The sequence below is a fragment of the Paraburkholderia sp. PGU19 genome (genome assembly GCF_013426915.1).
GTDB lineage: Bacteria > Pseudomonadota > Gammaproteobacteria > Burkholderiales > Burkholderiaceae > Paraburkholderia.
On sequence record NZ_AP023181.1, the window covers coordinates 1,086,869 to 1,106,509 of the forward strand.

Annotated in this window: 19 protein-coding genes and 1 pseudogene; 7 read left to right on the forward strand and 13 right to left on the reverse strand. The window is 61.1% G+C overall.

The window, feature by feature from the left end:
- Window positions 1-12: 12 nt before the first annotated feature.
- The 4 genes from glyA to H1204_RS34745 all read right to left on the reverse strand — a co-directional run bounded on the left by glyA (window position 13) and on the right by H1204_RS34745 (window position 4,532).
- Complete coding sequence (glyA, locus tag H1204_RS34730) at window positions 13-1,308, reverse strand: serine hydroxymethyltransferase (RefSeq protein ID WP_180735014.1); 1,296 nt, start codon at window positions 1,306-1,308, stop codon at window positions 13-15.
- Window positions 1,309-1,389: 81 nt separating this feature from the next.
- Window positions 1,390-2,265 carry a glycine betaine ABC transporter substrate-binding protein gene (locus H1204_RS34735; protein WP_180735015.1) on the reverse strand — a complete coding sequence of 292 codons (876 nt, stop codon included), beginning with the start codon at window positions 2,263-2,265 and terminating at the stop codon, window positions 1,390-1,392.
- A 99-nt stretch (window positions 2,266-2,364) separates the two neighbouring features.
- Window positions 2,365-3,246 (reverse strand): proline/glycine betaine ABC transporter permease, encoded by an 882-nt coding sequence (locus H1204_RS34740; protein WP_007584651.1) that lies wholly within the window; start codon window positions 3,244-3,246, stop codon window positions 2,365-2,367.
- Entirely contained in the window at window positions 3,243-4,532 is a 1,290-nt protein-coding gene (locus H1204_RS34745) for a glycine betaine/L-proline ABC transporter ATP-binding protein (protein ID WP_180735016.1), read from the reverse strand. Before H1204_RS34745 ends, H1204_RS34740 begins: the two co-directional genes overlap by 4 nt.
- Window positions 4,533-5,259: 727 nt before the next feature.
- On the opposite strand from H1204_RS34745, the gene H1204_RS34750 reads away from it, so the two are divergent.
- Both H1204_RS34750 and H1204_RS34760 read left to right on the forward strand, forming a co-directional pair.
- Complete coding sequence (locus tag H1204_RS34750) at window positions 5,260-5,559, forward strand: hypothetical protein (protein WP_180735017.1); 300 nt, start codon at window positions 5,260-5,262, stop codon at window positions 5,557-5,559.
- A gap of 495 nt (window positions 5,560-6,054) precedes the next feature.
- The gene (locus H1204_RS34760) at window positions 6,055-7,050 is read left to right on the forward strand and encodes an aldo/keto reductase (protein WP_180735018.1); all 996 of its coding nucleotides are present in this window, start codon (window positions 6,055-6,057) and stop codon (window positions 7,048-7,050) included.
- Window positions 7,051-7,179: 129 nt separating this feature from the next.
- On the opposite strand, the gene H1204_RS34765 is transcribed toward H1204_RS34760, so the two are convergent.
- Entirely contained in the window at window positions 7,180-7,590 is a 411-nt protein-coding gene (locus H1204_RS34765; RefSeq protein ID WP_007584612.1) for a VOC family protein, read from the reverse strand.
- Window positions 7,590-8,120, reverse strand: coding sequence for an AraC family transcriptional regulator (locus H1204_RS34770; RefSeq protein ID WP_180735019.1), 531 nt, complete (start codon window positions 8,118-8,120; stop codon window positions 7,590-7,592). Before H1204_RS34770 ends, H1204_RS34765 begins: the two co-directional genes overlap by 1 nt.
- 175 nt (window positions 8,121-8,295) lie before the next feature.
- On the opposite strand from H1204_RS34770, the gene H1204_RS34775 reads away from it, so the two are divergent.
- Window positions 8,296-9,150 (forward strand): hypothetical protein, encoded by an 855-nt coding sequence (locus H1204_RS34775; protein ID WP_180735020.1) that lies wholly within the window; start codon window positions 8,296-8,298, stop codon window positions 9,148-9,150.
- A 30-nt stretch (window positions 9,151-9,180) separates the two neighbouring features.
- On the opposite strand, the gene H1204_RS34780 is transcribed toward H1204_RS34775, so the two are convergent.
- Entirely contained in the window at window positions 9,181-10,038 is an 858-nt protein-coding gene (locus tag H1204_RS34780; RefSeq protein ID WP_180735021.1) for a LysR substrate-binding domain-containing protein, read from the reverse strand.
- Window positions 10,039-10,142: 104 nt separating this feature from the next.
- Between H1204_RS34780 and H1204_RS34785 the strand changes: the two genes are divergently transcribed.
- Window positions 10,143-11,444 carry an aspartate aminotransferase family protein gene (locus tag H1204_RS34785; protein ID WP_180735022.1) on the forward strand — a complete coding sequence of 434 codons (1,302 nt, stop codon included), beginning with the start codon at window positions 10,143-10,145 and terminating at the stop codon, window positions 11,442-11,444.
- A 12-nt stretch (window positions 11,445-11,456) separates the two neighbouring features.
- Here H1204_RS34785 and H1204_RS34790 read toward each other — a convergent pair.
- A pseudogene (locus H1204_RS34790) lies at window positions 11,457-11,690 on the reverse strand (LysR substrate-binding domain-containing protein); the annotation flags it as partial.
- A 195-nt stretch (window positions 11,691-11,885) separates the two neighbouring features.
- On the opposite strand from H1204_RS34790, the gene H1204_RS34795 reads away from it, so the two are divergent.
- A complete protein-coding gene (locus H1204_RS34795) occupies window positions 11,886-12,806 on the forward strand; it encodes an AEC family transporter (protein ID WP_180735023.1) in 921 nt (306 codons plus the stop codon).
- A gap of 9 nt (window positions 12,807-12,815) precedes the next feature.
- On the opposite strand, the gene H1204_RS34800 is transcribed toward H1204_RS34795, so the two are convergent.
- Window positions 12,816-13,448, reverse strand: coding sequence for a DsbA family protein (locus H1204_RS34800; RefSeq protein ID WP_180735024.1), 633 nt, complete (start codon window positions 13,446-13,448; stop codon window positions 12,816-12,818).
- Window positions 13,449-13,606: 158 nt separating this feature from the next.
- Window positions 13,607-14,338 carry a FadR/GntR family transcriptional regulator gene (locus H1204_RS34805; protein WP_180735025.1) on the reverse strand — a complete coding sequence of 244 codons (732 nt, stop codon included), beginning with the start codon at window positions 14,336-14,338 and terminating at the stop codon, window positions 13,607-13,609.
- Between the two features lie 254 nt (window positions 14,339-14,592).
- On the opposite strand from H1204_RS34805, the gene H1204_RS34810 reads away from it, so the two are divergent.
- Together H1204_RS34810 and H1204_RS34815 are read left to right on the forward strand one after the other, a co-directional pair.
- The gene (locus H1204_RS34810; protein WP_180735026.1) at window positions 14,593-15,699 is read left to right on the forward strand and encodes a mandelate racemase/muconate lactonizing enzyme family protein; all 1,107 of its coding nucleotides are present in this window, start codon (window positions 14,593-14,595) and stop codon (window positions 15,697-15,699) included.
- Window positions 15,700-15,744: 45 nt separating this feature from the next.
- Window positions 15,745-16,686 carry an AEC family transporter gene (locus H1204_RS34815; RefSeq protein ID WP_180735027.1) on the forward strand — a complete coding sequence of 314 codons (942 nt, stop codon included), beginning with the start codon at window positions 15,745-15,747 and terminating at the stop codon, window positions 16,684-16,686.
- A gap of 55 nt (window positions 16,687-16,741) precedes the next feature.
- Here the strand turns inward: H1204_RS34815 and H1204_RS34820 are convergent, their stop codons facing one another.
- From H1204_RS34820 to H1204_RS34830, 3 genes are all read right to left on the reverse strand, one after another.
- The gene (locus tag H1204_RS34820) at window positions 16,742-17,263 is read right to left on the reverse strand and encodes a heme-binding protein (RefSeq protein ID WP_180735028.1); all 522 of its coding nucleotides are present in this window, start codon (window positions 17,261-17,263) and stop codon (window positions 16,742-16,744) included.
- Window positions 17,264-17,619: 356 nt separating this feature from the next.
- Window positions 17,620-18,294: a response regulator gene (locus H1204_RS34825; RefSeq protein ID WP_180735029.1), complete on the reverse strand. Its 675-nt coding sequence runs from the start codon at window positions 18,292-18,294 to the stop codon at window positions 17,620-17,622.
- 299 nt (window positions 18,295-18,593) lie between these two features.
- A complete protein-coding gene (locus H1204_RS34830) occupies window positions 18,594-19,472 on the reverse strand; it encodes a LysR substrate-binding domain-containing protein (RefSeq protein ID WP_180735030.1) in 879 nt (292 codons plus the stop codon).
- Window positions 19,473-19,641 lie beyond the last annotated feature (169 nt).

Consider the following 19,641-nt stretch of genomic DNA (forward strand, 5'->3'; position numbering starts at 1 on the left):
CAGCGAATCGCTTTAGACAAGCGCTTCAGCATGCGAGTAAATGGGGAACTGGCTGCACAGGTCTCTCACGCGGCTACGGACCGCGCGCTCCACCTGTTCGTCGCCCGCCGGTTCGTGTTCCAGCGCGGACAATACTTCCAGAATCATCTGGCCGATCTGCTCGAATTGCGCAGTGCCAAAACCGCGCGTCGTGCCTGCCGGCGTGCCGAGGCGAATGCCCGACGTGACTGTCGGGTTCTGCGTGTCGAACGGAATGCCGTTCTTGTTGCAGGTGATACCGGCCCGCTCCAGCGCCTTCTCCGCCTGCGTACCCGTCAGACCCTTCGAGCGCAGATCGACGAGCAGCAAATGGTTGTCGGTGCCGTCCGTCACGAGGCTCAGCCCGCCCGACTTGAGCACATTGCCGAGCGCCTGGGCGTTACGCAGCACATGGTCGATATACGCGGTGAACTCCGGCCGCAGCGCTTCACCGAACGCGACCGCCTTGCCCGCGATGACATGCATCAGCGGTCCGCCCTGCAAGCCGGGGAAAACGGCCGAGTTGATCTTCTTCGCGATGTCGCCGTTGTTGGTCAGGATGAAGCCGCCACGCGGTCCGCGCAGCGTCTTGTGCGTCGTGGACGTCACGACATCGGCAAACCGGACCGGGTTCTCGTGCCGCCCCGCTGCAACGATACCGGCAATGTGCGCCATGTCGACCATCAACAGCGCGCCCACGCTATCGGCGATTTCGCGGAATGCGGCGAAGTCCAGCGCGCGCGGATAAGCCGAATAGCCCGCGATGATGAGCTTCGGCCGATTCTCTTCAGCCAGCCGGCGCACCTGCTCATAGTCGATGCGATACGTTTGCGGATTCACACCGTACTGGACCGCGTTGAACCACTTGCCCGACAGCGCGGGACGCGCGCCGTGCGTCAGGTGCCCGCCCGCATCGAGCGACATGCCCATCACGGTCTCGCCCGGCTTGACGAGCGCTAGCATCACCGCGCCGTTAGCCTGCGCGCCCGAGTGCGGCTGCACGTTGGCGAACTCGGCTTCGAACAGCGCTTTCACGCGGTCGATGGCGAGCGCCTCGATGCGGTCCACATGCTCGCAGCCGCCGTAGTAACGCTTCGACGGATAGCCTTCCGCGTACTTGTTGGTCAGCACGGTGCCTTGCGCTTCCATCACTGCCGCCGAGACGATGTTCTCGGAAGCAATCAGTTCGATCTGCGTTTGCTGGCGGCGCAACTCCAGCGCAATCTCCGATGCGATGACAGGGTCGCGGCTCTGGAGCGGTTCTGCAAAAAAGCGCGAGTTCTCGTTCACGTGGTTACTCCGGGAAAAATCGTGAAGCATGTAGTGCAAGACGGCGACAACCGGTTGATGCCATATGGAGTGCTGTGCGGCTTATTGCTGCAACCAGGCCTTCAGCTTTTCCGGATGGGCATCGACGAATTTCTTCGCAGCCGTTGCATAGTCGTTCGTGCTGTTGCCTTCGAATTCAATCGACTCGACGTCGGCGAGGCTCAGCTTGAAGTGCTTGAAGAACACGTCAGCACGGGGGAATTTCGTTGCGAACTGCTTCGACGCGAACGCATGTACCTGCTCTTCGCCGCCCAGCGTGCCTTTCGGGTCCTTCAGGTAGCGCATCTGCCACTTCTGGAACAGCCAGTGCGGGCTCCAGACCGTCGCGACGATCCATTGCTTCGACTGATAGGCGCGCGACACGCCCGCGAGCATGCCCGCCTCGCTCGACGATTGGAGGTTGTAGCCGTTCAGGTCGTACGCCTTGAGGGCCTTTTCGGATGCCTGCATCAGACCGCCGCCGGGTTCGATACCTTGAATGGTGCCGTTCAGCTTGCTCTTCACCTCCGGCTTTTCGAGGTCGGAGATCGTCGCAACCTGCGACTCGGGAATGTAGGCGGGCACCGCCCAACCGTTCTTGCCGCCCGTATAGATTACGCCGACGTCTTCCATATCGTTCTTGTACTTCGCGTAGTAGGCGCCGTGCGTCACGGGCAGCCATCCGCCGACCATGATGTCGAGATCGCCGCGTGCAACGCCCTGATACTGGATGCCGATATCCGCCTGCACGAACTGGACGGGTTGCTTGAGACTGGTCTCGAGCGCGTACTTGGCGACGTTGGCGACGGCCAGCACGTCCGCCCAGTTCGTCACCGCCATCTTGATGGGGTCGGCCGCTACAGCGTGGCCAGCGCTCATTGCAACCACCGTCGATACAGTCAGCTTCGCAACCAGCGACTTGAACAGATTGATCTTCATACAGTACTCCTACGCGATTATGGAAATTTTAGAAAAATGGACAAACTTAGCGTTGTGGTGTGTTGTTTCTTTACTGCGAGATAACGGCGTGCGCTTGCGTCAGGTGCGCACCGCCGCGTTCGTGCCGGGCTTTGCGGTTCGTACGGTGCGCTTCGCCTTCTTCGCCTTCACGCCGAAGCTCTCCGTGAGGCGGTCGAGCACGATGGCAAGCAGCACGACGCCCAGCCCGCCCTCGAAGCCGATGCCGATATCGAGCCGCTGGATGCCGCTCAACACGTACTCGCCGAGACCGCCCGCGCCGATCATCGATGCGACCACGACCATCGAAAGCGCCATCATGATGGTCTGATTCACACCGGCCATGATCGACGGCAGCGCATTCGGCAGCTGGATTTTCCAGAGCAGTTGCGAATCCGTGCTGCCGAACGAGCGACCCGCTTCCAGTAGTTCCTCGCGAACCTGGCGAATGCCCAATGTGGTGAGGCGTACGACGGGCGGCATCGAGAACACGATGGTGGCGATCACGGCGGGCACCCGGCCCAGACCGAACAGAATGACGGCAGGAATCAGATAGACGAATGCCGGCATCGTCTGCATGAAATCGAGCAGCGAGCGCAGGACCATTTCGACGCGTTTGTTACGCGCGCCCCAGATGCCCAGCGGCACACCGATCACAAGACTGAAGACCGTCGCCGCCATCACCAGCGCCAACGTGGATACCGTCTGCGCCCAAAGTCCCATGTAGTGGATCGCCAGCAGCGCAATGCCGACGAACACCGAGAACACGACGCCCCGGCGCCACAATGCAAACGCGACGAGAAGCACGAGCATCGCAACGAACGGAACGGCAGCGAGTCCGTCTTCCAGCAGCTTGATGACAGCGCCCAACGCGGCAGAGAAAGCGTCGAAGCCGCCGCGGAAATGCTGAAAGAGAAAGTTGACAGCGTTTTCCGCAAACTTCCCGATGACTGACGAGTTCATGCTGCTCTCCGTTCCATGACCTGCTTGAGAATCGTCCGGCAGGACACGACGCCTGCGAGCCTGCCGGCTGTGTCGGTGACGGGTACATCGTGTTGCTGGCTCAATGCGATCGTGGCCAGTTGATGCAGATCCGTATCCAGCGGGACAGCGTTCACGTCGTTCACGAACGCCTCCCTGATGGAATGGGCGCCCATCTTGTGCAGCGAAGCCGGCGTGACGCAGCCCTGATATCGACCTGCTTCGTCGCATACGTAGCCGCATTCGACGCCGCTATCGATAAGCTGATTCAGGTAGCGCTGCGAAGGCGCGGCAACGTCGCAGGAAATCAGCCCGCGTTCCACTTTCGTCATCAGGCTCGATGCCTTCAGGAAGCGCGAAACGTCGACATTGCGGAAGAAGTCGCGCACGTAGGCATCGGCGGGCGACTGGATCAGCTCGGCCGGCGTGCCGACCTGAATCAGACAGCCATCCTTCATGATGCCGATGCGGCCGCCGATCTTGATCGCTTCTTCGATATCGTGCGAAATGAACACGATGGTGCGCTGCTCTTCTTTCTGAAGCCTCAGCAGCTCGCTTTGCATTTCGAATCGGATCAGTGGATCGAGTGCCGAGAAGGCTTCGTCCATCAAGAGCACGGAGGGATTCACGGCGAGCGCGCGAGCGAGGCCGACGCGTTGCTGCATGCCGCCGGAGAGTTCGCCCGGCAGCAGCTTTTCATACGAACCGAGGCCGACCCGCGTCAGCGCGGCGCGCGCAATGTCGTATCGCTCGGCCTTCTTGAGGCCCGCGACTTCCAGCCCATAGGCGATGTTGTCGAGCACCGTGCGGTTCGGCAGCAGCGCGAATGACTGGAACACCATCGCCATCTTCTTGCGGCGCACGTCGCGCAGTTCCGGCGTCGACATCGGTGCGATGTCGCGGCCTTCGAGAATGACCTGGCCGGACGTCGGCTCGATCAGCCGGTTGAGCAGGCGCACCAGCGTCGACTTGCCCGAACCGGACAGGCCCATGACGACGAAAATTTCGCCCGCCTTGACGCTGAGGCTCACATCGTTGACGGCAACCATGTTGCCCGTTTGCTCGAAGATTTCGTTGCGGCCGAGACCTTGCCTGATCAGTTCAGCGGCACGCTCGGGCTTCGGTCCGAAGATCTTCGACAGGTTCTTGACCGTGAGAATATCGGTCCCGGAGATAGCGACGGGTTTCGCCGCTGCGGATACGTCGTCCGCTCCGAAGGTACCCGGATGGACCATGCTGTCCGGCGCGAATGTCAGGTTTGGCGTCATTCTGTCATCCCAACTGGCGAGTTCAGGAAATCGGCGCCGCGCATTGCGTTTGCTTGAACTGCGGCAGCACTCGATTGCGAACCCGGGTTTCTCCGCACAATATGCCGCTCAACCTCTGACTAGCAGAAGATTCGTGCGTCACATCCGGTGAACCGCGGGCTTAATGCATGAACTGCAGCGTATCAAGCCAATTTGCTTCATCCAGCTACATTTTCTGCGCTCTTTCCCATACCTCAGGTAATGCATGGTTTCCGTGCATTGGGTGCGAGAGCGTGCATTCGACGTTGCAACGACTCGCGCTGCGAGATGGGGCGGGGGTTTGCGGGCGAATGACGCGACCGGCGGCGGGGGAGTGGATGGCGCAAGGCCAGCGCTCTTCTGGCGGCTTTGTAGGGAATGTACCAGGGCGGGCAGTTATATAGGGCAATTGCCCCGTGGGACGTCGCTCACAGCCGGCCGCGAGCGTGAAGCTTGCAAATCACTTCCGGCCGGCGGCGCCGCGAAGGACTCACCGATCCGGACCATCAGTCCAGCCTTCTCGAAGACACGCAGACTCAACAATGTCTCGCGTGTCATTTCCATTTGTGGATTAAACACGAATCCGGCAAGTGACCGTTCCCGCCAACGCCCTTATTCTCTTCGGCTTCGCCCAATAGACTGGTACCAACGTTGACGCACATTCGTTCAACGAACTTTCGATCCCTAACCGATTCTGGAGGTACCAGCCATGAAAACCAAACTTGTCGCCGCCGCTCTTCTCGCCGCAACGGCTTTCGCATCCGCTCCCGTCTTCGCAAGCGGATTCGGTCCGGCTCCTTACTACAACCCGATCGCCGGCGCACCCGCATCGGAACGCGGCCCGGCTGCGACGACGGCAGAAGGTGGCGATACAGGTTCAACGTCGTATGGCGGCGTTGCTTCGGGCACTTCGCAAGCCGGCTCGCGTGGGCTGTTCCACAAGCACGGCACGGGCGCCAATTCGTGCGTCGGCCCGGCCAGCTACTGCAACATCTACTTCGGCAGCTGATCGTCCATGCGCGGTCTCGCGTTGGACATGATCGGCTCTTTAACCAGCGGCCCGCTTCGCTTCGAAGCCGCCGCTGATGTGCGTCCTTTCTCTTCTCTTCGCCAAACTGCTGACTGCAGCTGATTAACGCGTTCAGCGAATCGCGAAGTCCTGTTCCGCGCCTTCGCCTGCTCGCGTGCGGTCCACACTTCCGCCTTTTACGCATTCCCGAACACACGGCTGATCCCTCAGCTTTCCCCATTCACCGCTTCGTCGAGCGGCAAGATGAATTGCATCGTCGTGCCCTCGCCTTCCTGCGATTCGGCCCAGGTGCGCCCGCCATGCGCTTCGATGATCGAACGGCAGATCGACAGCCCGTGCCCGAGTCTTCGACGCTCAATTGCGCATGTCCGTCATCGACCTTGTGCGTGACGATCTTCAGCTTGCAAGGCGTGGCGGAAGCAGACTTTCGTTCAATTGCGACATAATCGAATGCCAAACCCCACGGAGGATGAGATGGACTATGTGAAGCTGGGCCGCACCGGACTCGATATCTCCCCGCTCTGCCTGGGTTGCATGACGTACGGCGTACCCGAGCGGGGCCCGCACCCGTGGACGCTGAACGAGGACGCAAGCCGCCCGCTGATCCGCCAGGCGCTGGAAGCCGGCATCAATTTCTTCGACACCGCGAACACGTATTCGGACGGCACATCGGAAGAAATTGTCGGCCGCGCGTTGAAGGAATTCGCACGGCGCGACGAAATCGTGCTCGCGACCAAAGTGTTCTTTCCGATGGGCAATCGCGCCGACGCGAAGAAGCCGAATGGATCGGGCCTGTCGCGTAAGGCAATTTTCCAGTCGATCGACGCGAGCCTGTTGCGGCTTGGCACCGACTACGTGGACCTGTATCAGATTCACCGCTGGGACTACGCAACGCCGATCGAAGAAACGCTGGAGGCGCTGCATGATGTCGTGAAGGCGGGCAAGGCGCGCTATATCGGCGCGTCGTCGATGTTCGCGTGGCAGTTCGCGAAAGCGCTGCACGTGGCCGAGCGAAACGGCTGGACGCGCTTCGTGACGATGCAGAATCACCTGAACCTGCTGTATCGCGAGGAAGAGCGCGAGATGCTGCCGCTGTGCGCGGACGAAGGGATCGGCGTGATTCCGTGGAGCCCGCTCGCGCGCGGCCGTCTGACGCGCGACTGGGACGAGACCACGGAACGCCAGCAAACTGACTCGTTCGGCAACAGCCTGTACGACAAGACGGCGGACGCGGATCGTCGCGTGATTGAAGCAGTTGCGAAGATCGCGCAGGCGCGCGGCATTCCACGTGCGCAAGTGGCGTTGGCGTGGGTGATCGGCAAGGCGGGGGTGAGCGCGCCGATCATCGGCGCGTCGAAGCCGCAGCATCTGGACGATGCGATCGCGGCGCTCGGTGTGAAGCTCACTGCGGATGAACTGGCGTCGCTCGAAGCGCCGTATGTGCCGCACGACGTGGTGGGCTTTCAGTAGGCGTCTTCTCGCTCGCGGAACGGCGGCATGCGCCGCTGCTCCGCGAACGAGTTCGAGAAATGCTTACTGGTGGTAGCTCATGCCCGCGAAGACCTGGCGTCTAGTGTCAGCGTGGCGCGCCTGATCTCGCTAAGTCGCGGGGGCCTGGATCATTTTCCAGCCGTTGCCGGCTGGATCGCGGAAACCCGCATCGACGCTGCCGAAGCGTTCTACCGGCTCCTGAATAAACTCGACGCCGCGGGCTTTCAGTTGCGCATAACTCGCGCGGCAGTCCGCCACCGACAGCACGAGGGGCGGCATGGCGCCCTTTGCGACCATCGCGCGCAAAGTCTGAGCCGTGGCCTCGTCATGCACGGGCGGGCCGGGCGTGAACAGGCCGAGTTGAAACGAAGGCTGTTCCGGATGCTGCACGGTGAGCCACCGATACGCGCCGTTGCGCACGTCCGTGTGGACGCGAAATCCGAGCTTGTCGACATAGAACGCGAGCGCTTCGTCCTGATCGTCGACATACAGTCCCACTACGTTGATTCCCTGGTTCATCACGACACCTCCTCGATTGGTAGCCGAAATGTACCTTTGGCCTTGCGGCGACGCTTCTCCAAAACTGCTGTGGTGAGGTCGGGCCGCTCTGCGGCCTTCAGAACGCACGCCGGCACGCGAGCAAGCTGATCCCCATTGGCGCGCGCCTCGACGCGCATCGCGCTGGGGCTTCGGCCCGTCACGTCGCGAAACGTGCGGCCAAACGTGCCGAGGCTCTCCCAGCCGGTGGCGAACGCAATGTCCGTGATGGCGAGCTCCGTGTCGCGCAGCAGCGTCGTGGCCTGCTCGATGCGCCGTGTCAGCAGGTATCGGTGCGGCGGAACGCCGAAGGCGCGCTTGAAGCAGCGCGCGAAATGGGCTGTGGAGACACCGCTGATCCCGGCGAGGCGCTCGACAGGCCATGCCTCGTGCGAGGCTGCATCCATGTGGTCTTTGGCGCGCAGCAAGCGGCGCAGCAGAGCCGGGTCTTGCAATGGGTCATCGACCGGTTCGGCCGACGAGTGCGCATCGTGGTCGTGGCAAGCAGGCATGGGTTCGGGAACGGGGAACGAGAGGCTAGTTTAGGCCGAACGCCAGCACGCGCAAAGCGGCGCTTGCTTCGCGGAATGCCGCTGCCGTTCGCGTCGGTGCGGCTGGCATCGCTTCGAATCGAAGACCATCCAGTCAAGGCAGCACGTCGCTGTCACTTTGGAAAGAGAGATCGGCATGTTCAAGAGTCGAATCACAGAAGCGGGACATCAGGCATCGCTTCCCGCAACGCATACCGGCACGAAGGACGATAAAGCGGCTCGCGACAATCAGACTCGACGGTCCGCTCCACCGTCGCAATTCAGTCCGTTGCTCGCACGCAGAGGCAGCAGCAGTTCAATCTCGTCCGAAGGTTCATCGTCGAGCGATACCGAATCGTCAGGCGACGAGTCCGATTCCTGCAGTTCGGCATCGTTTCGCCGCACGAGCTTCTCGACATCGGATTCGCGCGCAAGCTCGCCGAAAGGGCGATATTTCGATAGCCAGACGTCATTGAGCGACTTCGTCAGCGAGGACTTCGACGAAAGGCATCTCGCCACGAGCGACGAAGAAGCGAAGGCAAAAGCGAAACAGCGGCTCGCCGAAAACCCCCGTTTGACGAATAGCACGGTTGCGGTTCTTTCCGACAAAGACAAAGCCACCCTGCGCGACGAGTTGAAGTTTCGCAACGAAACCGGCCACTTCGATACGTTGCCGTCAGGCACGATCGAAGGCGTGGATCATCGGCTCGTCGCCACCGACCACAATCCGCCCAGCAAGCCTGGCAAGCCGGTCAAGAGCGGGCCAGTCGAGAACTTCACGTATCGAACCAATCATCCTTATCGCTTCTACAACATGAAAAAAGGCGATAGTGAACCGATGGAAGACAGCGGTCATCTGCTCTACAACGTGACCGAAAACGGGCATACGCGTATCGCTTCGCATCTGACGGGAATCGATCCTGTCAATCTCGATGAAAACGGAAACGCGACCCAAAAGCCCGGTTATGAGCAGTACACGACTACGCTCAAGCGCATGGATGATAAGAAGTAGGCGAACGGTTGAAAGACAGCGCGCCGCCCATCACAGCACCGGCAGCATCAACCGGATGTGCTCCGCAAACGCCGCCGTCAACAGCGACGGACGCGCCCTCGCGAACTTCAGCGAAACACCGATAGCAGGCAACGGCGGAAGCCCGGCATCCGCACTGAGCACGCTCAGATCCGCGGGAACGGCCGTCTGCGTCATGACGGCGAACGCCTGCCCCAAGCGAACCAGCGCAGTGAGACCCGCAAGACTGCTGCTCGCATACGCGATGCGGTAAGCCCTGCCCGCGCGTTGCAGCGCTTCGCGGGCCGCGATGTGATCGAGCGTGTCCGGGTCGGAGAGCGCCAGCGGCAACGGATCGAAATCCGCCGAATCCAGCCCCGGATAACCAATCCATACGAGTTGCTCGCGACGGATGATGTCGTCGTGTGCGCCGCCTTCGGGCAATGAGATCATCGCGAGGTCTACCTCGCGCTTTTCCAGTCGTTCCACTAGCCGTGGCGTAGGCCCGCACACCACTTCGACCAACGCATGCGGATGCTGACTGGAAAACTGCCGCAGCAACGGCGGCAAAAACACGGCGGCATAATCGTCCGGACAGCCGAAGCGGATCGTTCCCGACAGCCCCTTGCCGGATAGATCGGCCATCGCCTCGTCATGCAGCCGCAAGATGCGTTGCGCGTGAATCAGCAGACGCTCGCCGGGATTCGTCAGCACCACGCCACGGCCAGTGCGCTGAAAGAGCGGCTGATCGACGATTTCTTCGAGCCGCTTCATCTGCTGGCTCAACGCCGACTGCGTTCGGCCGACGCGGCTGGCCGCGCGGCTGAGCGCCCGCACCTCGGCGATCACGGCAAACGACCGCAACAGATCGATCTCAAGAGAAAGGCTCAAGGTATTAGATCCTCTTCTATCTCACATTAGAACTATTCGATTCTATAAAACCAGAGAGCCGCCTAGACTGCAAGCTATTCCCACCATTGGCGAGGAGAAGCACGGTGTCCAACAACAACGACGCAGCCTTCTGGCATAACGCCCGGCAGCATCTGATCCGCTACGGCGGCACATTCGAACCGATGATCATCGAGCGCGCGCAGGGCAGTTTCGTCTACGACGCGGATGGCCGCGCAATTCTTGATTTCACGTCGGGACAGATGAGCGCAGTGTTGGGGCACAGCCACCCCGAGATCGTGTCGGTGATCAGCGAGTACGCCGGCAAGCTGGACCACCTGTTCAGCGGCATGCTCTCGCGCCCGGTCGTCGATCTGGCAACCCGGCTGGCCGACATCACACCCGACGGACTCGACCGCGCGCTGTTGCTCAGCACGGGTGCGGAATCGAACGAAGCGGCCATTCGTATGGCAAAGCTCGTCACCGGAAAATATGAATTTGTCGGCTTTGCGCAGTCGTGGCACGGCATGACGGGCGCCGCCGCGTCCGCCACCTATAGCGCGGGCCGCAAGGGCGTCGGTCCCGCTGCCGTCGGCTCGTTCGCGATCCCCGCGCCGTTTCTGTACCGGCCGCGTTTCGAGCGCGACGGTCATTACGATTACCTCGCTGAACTCGACTATGCGTTCGATCTCATCGATCGTCAGTCGAGCGGCAACCTCGCGGCCTTTATCGCCGAGCCGATCCTCAGTTCGGGCGGCATCATCGAGCTTCCCGAAGGCTACATGGCGGCGCTTAAGCGCAAATGCGAAGAGCGCGGCATGCTGCTGATTCTCGACGAAGCGCAAACGGGCGTCGGCCGCACGGGCACGATGTTCGCCTGCCAGCGCGATGGCGTGACGCCCGACATCCTCACGCTGTCGAAGACGCTCGGAGCCGGTTTGCCGCTCGCGGCCATCGTGACGTCCGCGCAAATCGAAGAGCGCGCGCACGAACTCGGCTATCTGTTCTACACGACGCACGTGTCCGATCCGCTGCCCGCCGCGGTCGGTCTGCGGGTGCTCGACGTGGTTCAGCGCGAAGGACTGGTTGCGCGGGCCAATGTTATTGGGGACCGGCTCAGACGTGGGCTGCTGGATCTGATGGAGCGCTTCGAGTGCATCGGCGATGTGCGCGGGCGCGGCTTGCTGCTGGGCATGGAGATCGTCAAGGACCGCCGCACGAAAGAACCCGCCGATGGACTCGGCGCGAAGATCACGCGCGAGTGCATGAATCTGGGACTCAGCATGAACATCGTGCAGTTGCCCGGCATGGGCGGCGTGTTCCGGATCGCGCCGCCGTTGACGGTGCGCGAGGAAGAGATCGATCTGGGTCTGGAGTTGCTGGGGGAGGCGATTATGCGGTCGGTGTAGTCGTGCGGAACTTCAATATGCCGTACCCGATGCCTTGTCGTTATCACCGCCCTCCCGTTCGAGCCATGCGCAAAACGTGAGAACCAATTCATCCGTCGACTTCGCATCTGGAACGTAGGTGCAATAGCTGCGCGACGGCAGACGCGGATGATCGAACGGCATGACGAGCCGGCCCGCTGCGAGATCGTCGGCGATCAGCGCAGTCGGGCCGATTGCAACACCGATGCCGTCGACGGCAGCCTGCAGCGCGAGAATAGCGCAGAGGATTGCTCTCCGCCCACGTCCAGATCGACTACTCTTCTCTGGCGAGATCGTGCCTGCGGACTTGCCTTTTTGTCATTGGTCTAACGGTTGAAGATTGGCCCGGCACATCACCCGCGAAAGAAATCTTGCACACGCAACTGCATCCGGACGTCCCATCTACGCAGGGGGAGCGCCAACATGCACATCGCAAGTCTGATATTGCCGATCTTCGCGATCATCCTGACGGGCTGGCTCGCCCGCATATCGGGCTATCTGCCGCACACGGTCGCCGGGCCGCTGATGCAGTTCGCCTACTACGTCGCGATGCCGGCGCTCGTCTTTCTGACCGTCGCCAAAGAACCGCTCGAATCGCTTCTGGAGTGGCGCTTCCTCGCCGCGTTCGGCGCGGGCTCGCTGATCTGCTTCGCGGCCGCGCTCGTCGTCGCGCGCACCATGCTGCACGCGAGTCTCGGGAAAAGCGCCATGCTCGGTGCGATCGTTTCGATGACGAACACGGGCTTCGTCGCGCTACCGATACTCAGAGCGCTGCAAGGTCAGCATGGCGTGCTCGCCGCAGCCGTCGCGACGGTGTTTGTCGGCGCAATCATGTTTCCCGCCCTCGTCGTGCTGCTCGAAATCGATCAGCAGACGGGTACGCGCAAGATGCGCGGCGGTGCGCTCGCGAAGCAGATCGGCACGAACCCGGTGATTCTTGCCACGATTCTCGGTTTGTTGTGGTCGGTCGGCGGCCTCACGTTGCCCGCGCCCGCTGTCACCTACCTCGGCATCCTCGGCGAAGCGCTGACGCCATGCGCGCTGTTCGCCATCGGCCTCGACCTGTCGATCGACGAACTGCGCGGCCATCTGAGCCGCTATGCGTTGCTCGCGGCACTCAAACTGATTGCGATGCCGCTCGTCGTGTCTGGCCTTTGCGCCGCGGTCGGACTGAACAGAACGACGACGCTTGCGGCAGTCATCTGCGCCGCCGTGCCGACGGCCAAGAGCGCCTATGTCCTCGCAGTCGAGTACGACGTCGAGAAGACATCGACGGGCGCCGCCATTTCGACGACGACGCTGTTTTCCATCGTGACGCTGCTGGCGTGGCTCTATTGGCTTTAGATCCCGCTGCTATGCGGCAAGCGATTCGAGCGCCCGCGTGACCTGCCCGGCCGTTGCATAACCCGAAGTGAGTCGGCCAATCTTTCCATCGACTTCAACGAACAACGACGGAAAGCCTTGCACGCCGAGACGGCGCGTCAGAGCGAAATCCTGCTGCGCGGCATCGATTGCCTCGTCCGAACTGAACACTTCGAAGAATGCATCGGCTGTCACTGCGATGCCTTGCTCCGCGATCGCCTTCGCGCCGATTTCCGCGAGCACATTGCCATCCGTCGTATCGAGTCCGTCGACGTAAAACGCGCGTTGAAACGCACGGAAGACCTTCAGCAGATCGACGCCGGGCGCAACCATCCGCGCCGCCACGACAGCCCGGCAAACCGGCTCCGTATCGTAGACAAAGTCCTTGCGCGCCATCAGCGCTTCACGGTTGAACTCCGCGCCGCTCATCTGCTCGACGCGCGCCCAATGTGTGAGCCTGAACTGTTTCGCTGCATCATCGAGCACCTGGGTCGATCCCGCCGCCATGCCGCCCACGACAACCTGCACGTCGAGATCAGGCATGCTTTGCGCAATCGCGCTCATTTCCTTGCCGAAGCCATAGCACCACGAGCACATCGGATCGCCGACAAAAATCAGTTTCATACGCTGTTCCATCCTCATCTGATCAGGCGCGGCCCGGCGGGCCACGCGTATCAGTCGGCTACGCATCGCCGACGCACGGGCCGACTATACGTTCGACGCACGAAGACATGAACGGCGTACGACTCACATCACTCTTTACACGGTGTAAGTACGCGGGCTCAGAAAAACGAAATGTCGTACCCGAAGCGCGATGCGGCGCTCACGATATGCCGCCCCATGAGTTCGCGCGCCGCAGCGGCATCCTTGTCGATGAACGCCTGAATCAGGGTCTCGTGCTCCGCACGCGCCGTATTGGGAATCTTGCCGAACATCGGCCCTTGCCGCGCGAAGTTCGCCGCGATCAGCGGGCGCATCGGTTCGAGCACGATGCGAATCATCGCGGCGAGATAGTCGTTGCCCGACGCAGCCGCCACCGCACGATGGAAGTCGAGGTCCGCGTTGACGGTGTCCGATGTCGGCGCGCCTTCGTAGCGCATCCGTTCGACGGCCGCCTGAATCGGCTTGAGCCTGCGCGGCGTCATGTGTAGGGCTGCGAGCGCGGCGGCCTGGCTCTCCAGCACGGCCCGCACTTCGAACATGTTGCGGATCGTGTCGTCGCCTTCCAGCAGTTGCGAACTCACCGACTGTAGCGGTTCGGACGGCTGGCGCGCCGCCGCGACGAACGCGCCGACTCCCTGGCGCGACTCGATCAGCCCTTGCGCGCGCAGGCTCGCGATCGCCTCCCGAACCACATTGCGGCTGACGCCGAAGTTCTCGGAAAGAAAGTGCTCGGTAGGCAGACGGTCGCCGGGCTTCAGCCGCCCGGACGCGATCTCGTCGCCCAGCGAGCGTGTGATGTGCTCCGCGAGATGGGGCCGCCGTTCGACGCGCCGCACGTTGAGTTCGCTCATGGTCGTGTAAGGGCTGTTCCTTGTCTTCTTATTCTACATCCTGACGCGAACACAGCCCTTCCCGGCGCGCAGAGCTTTACCTATCGACACGCGCAAAGCTCTATCAACAAGCCCTCTGTTGCACGCCACGCTCAAGTGATTTGCACAAAAGGAACAATTTGTTCACTTGAAGGACAACAGGATGTCTCATACCATGCAAAACATACGGCGGGCTTTCGTCGCTCCGCTCCGCAACCCGATCGAGGTACGTCCAGATGAAAATTGCCAGCATCGAAACCATTCCCCTGCGCATTCCCTTTACGACGGGCGGACCGTCGGCGGGCGGCGTGTGGGGACCCAAAGACCTGCAAGTCGTCGATTCGCTCGTCGTCAAGGTCACCACGGACGACGGCACGGTCGGCTGGGGCGAAACCTTCGGCTTCACCGCGATCCCCGCCGTGAAGCTCGTTATCGACGGGATGCTTGCGCCTGAACTGATTGGCCGCGACGTCGCGCTGCGCGAGAAGTCGATGTCCGAGTTGCAGAAGAAATTCCACGTGTTCGGCCGCAGCGGCGCGTTTATCTATGGCCTGTCAGCGATCGATATCGCGCTGTGGGACATCGCGGGCAAGGTCGCAAACCAGCCGGTTTATCAGCTTCTCGGCGGCGCCGAGGCGACGTCGCTGGCGTGTTACGCGAGCCTGATCCGTTACGCCGACCCGGAACTGGTCGCGCGCAATGTGCGGCGCGCGGTGGAAAGCGGCTACCGGCATCTGAAGCTTCATGAAGTCACCGTCGAAACCGTGCGCGCCGCACGCGAAGCGGCCGGCCCCGATATCGAAATCACGCTCGACGTCAATTGCCCGTGGACAGTTCGCGAAGCGCTCGACATGACCGAGCGATTCCGCCCGTTCAATCTGCGCTGGATCGAAGAGCCCGTGTGGCCGCCCGAAAACTACGCGGGTCTCGCTACCGTGCGCAAGCAAGGCGGCATCCCTGTCGCGGCGGGCGAAAACGCGTCGACGCTGATGGACTTTCAGCATCTGCTCGAAGCCGGTTCCGTCGATTTCATCCAGCCCAGCCCCGCGAAGATGGGCGGCATCACGGAACTGCAAAAGGTCTTCGCACTGGCGAACGCGCACAACGTGACCGTCATGGTTCACACGTTCTACGACGGCCCCGGCCTGCTCGCGAGCGTGCATGCCAGCGCAGCGCTCGGTGGCCCGAAGTCGCTGATCGAATGGCGCTACTTCGATCTCGAAGCGCAGCTCTATGGCGACGCCATCATTCCGCGCAATGGACGTATCGACGTGCCGCAAGGCCCCGGACTCGGCATCGAGCCGAACCCCGATGTGATCCGCGACTATCGCATCGACCTTTAAACGAACACCGCTAAGGCATCGCATAACAAAACCTGGAGTCAGGAGATGTTAGACAGGATTGTTGGTCCGCTTTTACCCGTCGCGTTTGTGATCGTGCTTGGCTTTATCGCCGGCAAGCGCAAACGCCTGAATCATTCGGACAGTCTGCTGATCAGCAGGCTCGTGCTCGGCTGGATTTTCCCGGCGCTGCTGCTGGTCGGCATGGCAAGCACGCCACGCTCGCAGCTGTTCGACTTCAAGCTGATTCTTGCGACGTTCATCGGCATCATGGGGATGTACACGGTTGCGCTGCTGCTCGGCTGGTGGCGCTATCGCGAACTGAAGGCGGCGACGCTCAAAGGCTTCGTCAACGGCTATCCCGATGCCGCGTTCATGGGCATTCCAATCCTTCAGGCGATGTTCGGTCCCGGCAGCATTTATTCGGTGCTCATTCTCAATCTGATCGCCAGCCTCGTGATGATTCCGCTGACCACCATGCTGCTGACCGTCGCGAGCGGAGAAGGAAGCGGCACGCAGGCGTTTCTGTCGAGCATCAAGAGCGCGGTGCGCCGTCCGTTGATGTGGGCGCCGGCGCTCGGCATCGTCTGCTCTCTTCTGCAGATCAAGTTTCCGCCCGTGCTCGCCGAAGCCTTCAATCTGCTCGGCAAGGCAACGCCAGGTGTTTCGCTGCTTTGCCTCGGGTTGATCATGTCGTCGGTCAAGCTGAAGCTGTCGAGCGAAGTCTGGGCCAACCTCGGGCTCAAGCTGCTGATTCACCCGCTGTTGATGTTCGCGGCAACGGTCCTGCTCGGCGTACACGGTCTCTACGCGCAACAGATGATCCTGCTTTGCGCACTGCCATCCGCGACCATTCCCGCGATGTTTGCCAACGAAGCGGGCGCGTATCAAAGCGAAGCCGCGACGTCGATTCTCATCAGCACGGTACTGTCGATCGTCACGTTCTCGGCGGCTATTTATCTCGTCGATGGTGGCCTCGCCGCTGCATAAAGACGCGTAGCGAAGCGCCCGTTTCGCTACGACATCACATCACGCGCAATAGCATTCAGTGTGGCAGCCGGTTCGCCACTTTGGCGACACCCGCAGCCGCACACACTTCATCCTTGTCTCCGCCAGGCGCCCCGCCGATTCCCAGCGCGCCCACCATCTCGCCGCCCACCTTGAACGCCACAGCACCTGGCAGTGCCATCACGTTGTGAACCGTTGCGAGTTGCGGTGCGTAAGGACTGGTTTTGACCAGTTCGAAGAATCCGCTCGAACGGTCGAAGCCGAATTCAGGTCCCAGCGTGACGACCGTAAAAGCTTTTCTGAAACTCGATTCGCCCGTGTGCACGGTCGCGTGATCGCCGCGTATGACGACTTGCGGCACGCCGTCCATATCGACCACCGTCGCAGTCACCCAGTATTGCTTCTCTTCACACACGCGAATGGCTTCTTGCGCCGCCTCGACGGCAAGACTGGTCGGCAACGTGTAGTGATATCCGAGTTGAGGTTTCTGTTGCGCATGCACTGGCATACACGTGATCGACAAGCCGCAAAATAACGCGAACGACAAGGGGAATTTCATATCAACCTCCAACACCGGTCAGAAGAACACAACGGAACCGGCCGACGACAGTCGCGCAAGCAGGCTGCGCCGACTGCGAAGCCGCGCGTCCGCTCGACGGCTGTATTGAGCGCAAGAATATTGGTCTGAAACGCAATGCTATCGATGATGCCGACGCGAATAGAGACAGTCTCATTCTTTTCCAACCTCTTCAAATGCCGTTCAGAATTTATTTCAACGGAGTGCAAACTTATATTGACCCGTTTACGGCATTTGTAGACGCGAATTTGACGAAAGAGATGAAACTGTCTTTTGAACAGATGGAATAGGTGTTGGCACAACGAGCACGAACAGCGTAAAGCGCGAAGCGCCGCGAATCAGTTCGAACTCGTCTGCCGTTGATCGATGCTAAGTGCTTCCGCTTTTCGAACGAGGTCGGGAAGCGAGCGCGAAGCCATTTTCTTCATCACCTGCCCGCGATGAATCTTCACGGTGATTTCGCTCAGATGCAGCTCATAGGCGATCTGTTTGTTCAGCATGCCGGCCACCACGAACTTCATCACCTCGCGCTCGCGTTGCGTCAGCGATCCATACGACTCTTGCAGCGTCGCCAATGCGTGTTCCGACTCGCGGCGCTCGGCGTCGCGCTTGAGCGCGTGAGCGATCGCGTCGAGCATGTCCTGATCGCGGAATGGCTTGGCGAAGAAATCCAGCGCGCCCGCCTTCATCGCCTTGACCGTCATCTCGATGTCGCCATGCGCCGTGATGAACAGGATCGGCATACGCACGCCGCAGCGATGCGCCTCCTGCTGGAACGCAAGACCGCTCTCGCCTCGCAACCTGACATCGAGAATCAGGCAACTGGGTGCGTCGTACTTGGGAAACGCGAGGAAATCCTTGGGTGACTCGAATGTCTCCACATGCAGACCTACCGAGCGCACCAGCCCATTCAATACAAACCGGATCGATTCATCGTCGTCGATGACATACACGACTGACGGCTTGCCTTCGCCATTTCTTGTGATCGAAGTCGAACTCGGTCCTGGGACCATTTCGCCTCCTTATTAACGAGTGAGGAATCCTTTTCGCAGACCGCGGATTGTCTGATGCAGATACAGCAACACACTACATTGTTGTCCCAAACGACGACGAGCGCAAAGCAAAGTCGCGCGTGGATTGCTGTGTGAATGACTAAAGTGAGGGGGACGTCAAACAAGCGACGATTGGATGCTATCGCGACGCGCGCAGCGATTGCAGCAGCAACGGCATGCAACGCTAAACCTGTATTTCGCTTATTGGTTTTTGGCTGCAAGAAATCCGCGTATGAGCCCTTCAAAGGGCAAACACACGATCAAGGCAGCGACCCAGCCTCGGACCGCGCGACATCGAGAAACGCACGCATCGCGTTCGACAGATAAGCGTCGCGGCGCCGAACGAAAAGGGTCTCCATGCGCGCCGCGTCGGACGCGAGCGCGTGGACCGCGACGTGATTCTTCTGCTCCGCATTCGACACGAGCCCTCGCGGCAACAACGTAATGCCAATGCCCGCCGCGACACACGACAGGATCGCGTCGATCGAGCCGAATGCGAGCGCCGCGACTGAAAGAATCCCCATTTCAGCGAGCAGCAAATCGAGTCGCTCGCGATACGAACAGCCCTGACTGAATACGATCGTCTTCAGATCTCCAACGCTTCCCACTTCGTTCAACGAGCGCATTGCCGCCGGTGTCACGAGCACGAGTTCCTCGCGGAAGACCGTCTCGACATCCAGGCCGGGATCGTCTTGCGGGCCTGCAACGAATGCGCCATCCAGACGGCACTCGGCGACAGCATCCGTCAGCCCATCGCTCGTGCCCGTCGTCAACGACAAGCCGACTTGCGGATACAAGCTCGCGAAGTGACTCAGCGCGCGGCTTAGCTGCAGCGCACCCGTGGTCCATAACGCACCAATTGCGAGCGTGCCGCACGGCGGACCATCGTCGAGTGCGGCAAGGCGCGCGTCGGCGACCAGCCGGGCCGCTCGCGCCGCGTAGGGAAGCATCCGCTGCCCGGCGGGCGTCATCGTCACGCCGCGCACGTGCCGCTCGAACAGCGCGACGCCCACCTCGCCTTCGAGGGACCGGATTCGTCCCGTGACATTCGACTGCACCGTATGCAACTCCAGCGCTGCGCGGCTCATGCTTCCGAGGCGAGCGACAGCGTCGAATACCTTCAGATCCGCCACGTCCATGATGTGCACCCCGATGAATCGCCATCGAGAGTAAAAGCTCGCGTCGACGTCTTTCGTGTTAGCTGACTTCCCTTGATCCAACAGGAATAGCCTAACGAGGGCGCGACGGGCGCACCAGCCTACTATTGCTTGCACTTTGACCCACCATCGCATGACGTGCTCATACCGT

Bases quoted from the DNA above. Each gene is read 5' to 3' on its own strand.
- H1204_RS34735 (WP_180735015.1), bottom strand. From the start codon at position 2,265: ATGAAGATCAATCTGTTCAAGTCGCTGGTTGCGAAGCTGACTGTATCG.
- H1204_RS34740 (WP_007584651.1), bottom strand. From the start codon at position 3,246: ATGAACTCGTCAGTCATCGGGAAGTTTGCGGAAAACGCTGTCAACTTT.
- H1204_RS34745 (WP_180735016.1), bottom strand. From the start codon at position 4,532: ATGACGCCAAACCTGACATTCGCGCCGGACAGCATGGTCCATCCGGGT.
- H1204_RS34750 (WP_180735017.1), top strand. From the start codon at position 5,260: ATGAAAACCAAACTTGTCGCCGCCGCTCTTCTCGCCGCAACGGCTTTC.
- H1204_RS34760 (WP_180735018.1), top strand. From the start codon at position 6,055: ATGGACTATGTGAAGCTGGGCCGCACCGGACTCGATATCTCCCCGCTC.
- H1204_RS34765 (WP_007584612.1), bottom strand. From the start codon at position 7,590: ATGAACCAGGGAATCAACGTAGTGGGACTGTATGTCGACGATCAGGAC.
- H1204_RS34770 (WP_180735019.1), bottom strand. From the start codon at position 8,120: ATGCCTGCTTGCCACGACCACGATGCGCACTCGTCGGCCGAACCGGTC.
- H1204_RS34775 (WP_180735020.1), top strand. From the start codon at position 8,296: ATGTTCAAGAGTCGAATCACAGAAGCGGGACATCAGGCATCGCTTCCC.
- H1204_RS34795 (WP_180735023.1), top strand. From the start codon at position 11,886: ATGCACATCGCAAGTCTGATATTGCCGATCTTCGCGATCATCCTGACG.
- H1204_RS34800 (WP_180735024.1), bottom strand. From the start codon at position 13,448: ATGAAACTGATTTTTGTCGGCGATCCGATGTGCTCGTGGTGCTATGGC.
- H1204_RS34805 (WP_180735025.1), bottom strand. From the start codon at position 14,338: ATGAGCGAACTCAACGTGCGGCGCGTCGAACGGCGGCCCCATCTCGCG.
- H1204_RS34810 (WP_180735026.1), top strand. From the start codon at position 14,593: ATGAAAATTGCCAGCATCGAAACCATTCCCCTGCGCATTCCCTTTACG.
- H1204_RS34815 (WP_180735027.1), top strand. From the start codon at position 15,745: ATGTTAGACAGGATTGTTGGTCCGCTTTTACCCGTCGCGTTTGTGATC.
- H1204_RS34820 (WP_180735028.1), bottom strand. From the start codon at position 17,263: ATGAAATTCCCCTTGTCGTTCGCGTTATTTTGCGGCTTGTCGATCACG.
- H1204_RS34825 (WP_180735029.1), bottom strand. From the start codon at position 18,294: ATGGTCCCAGGACCGAGTTCGACTTCGATCACAAGAAATGGCGAAGGC.
- H1204_RS34830 (WP_180735030.1), bottom strand. From the start codon at position 19,472: ATGGACGTGGCGGATCTGAAGGTATTCGACGCTGTCGCTCGCCTCGGA.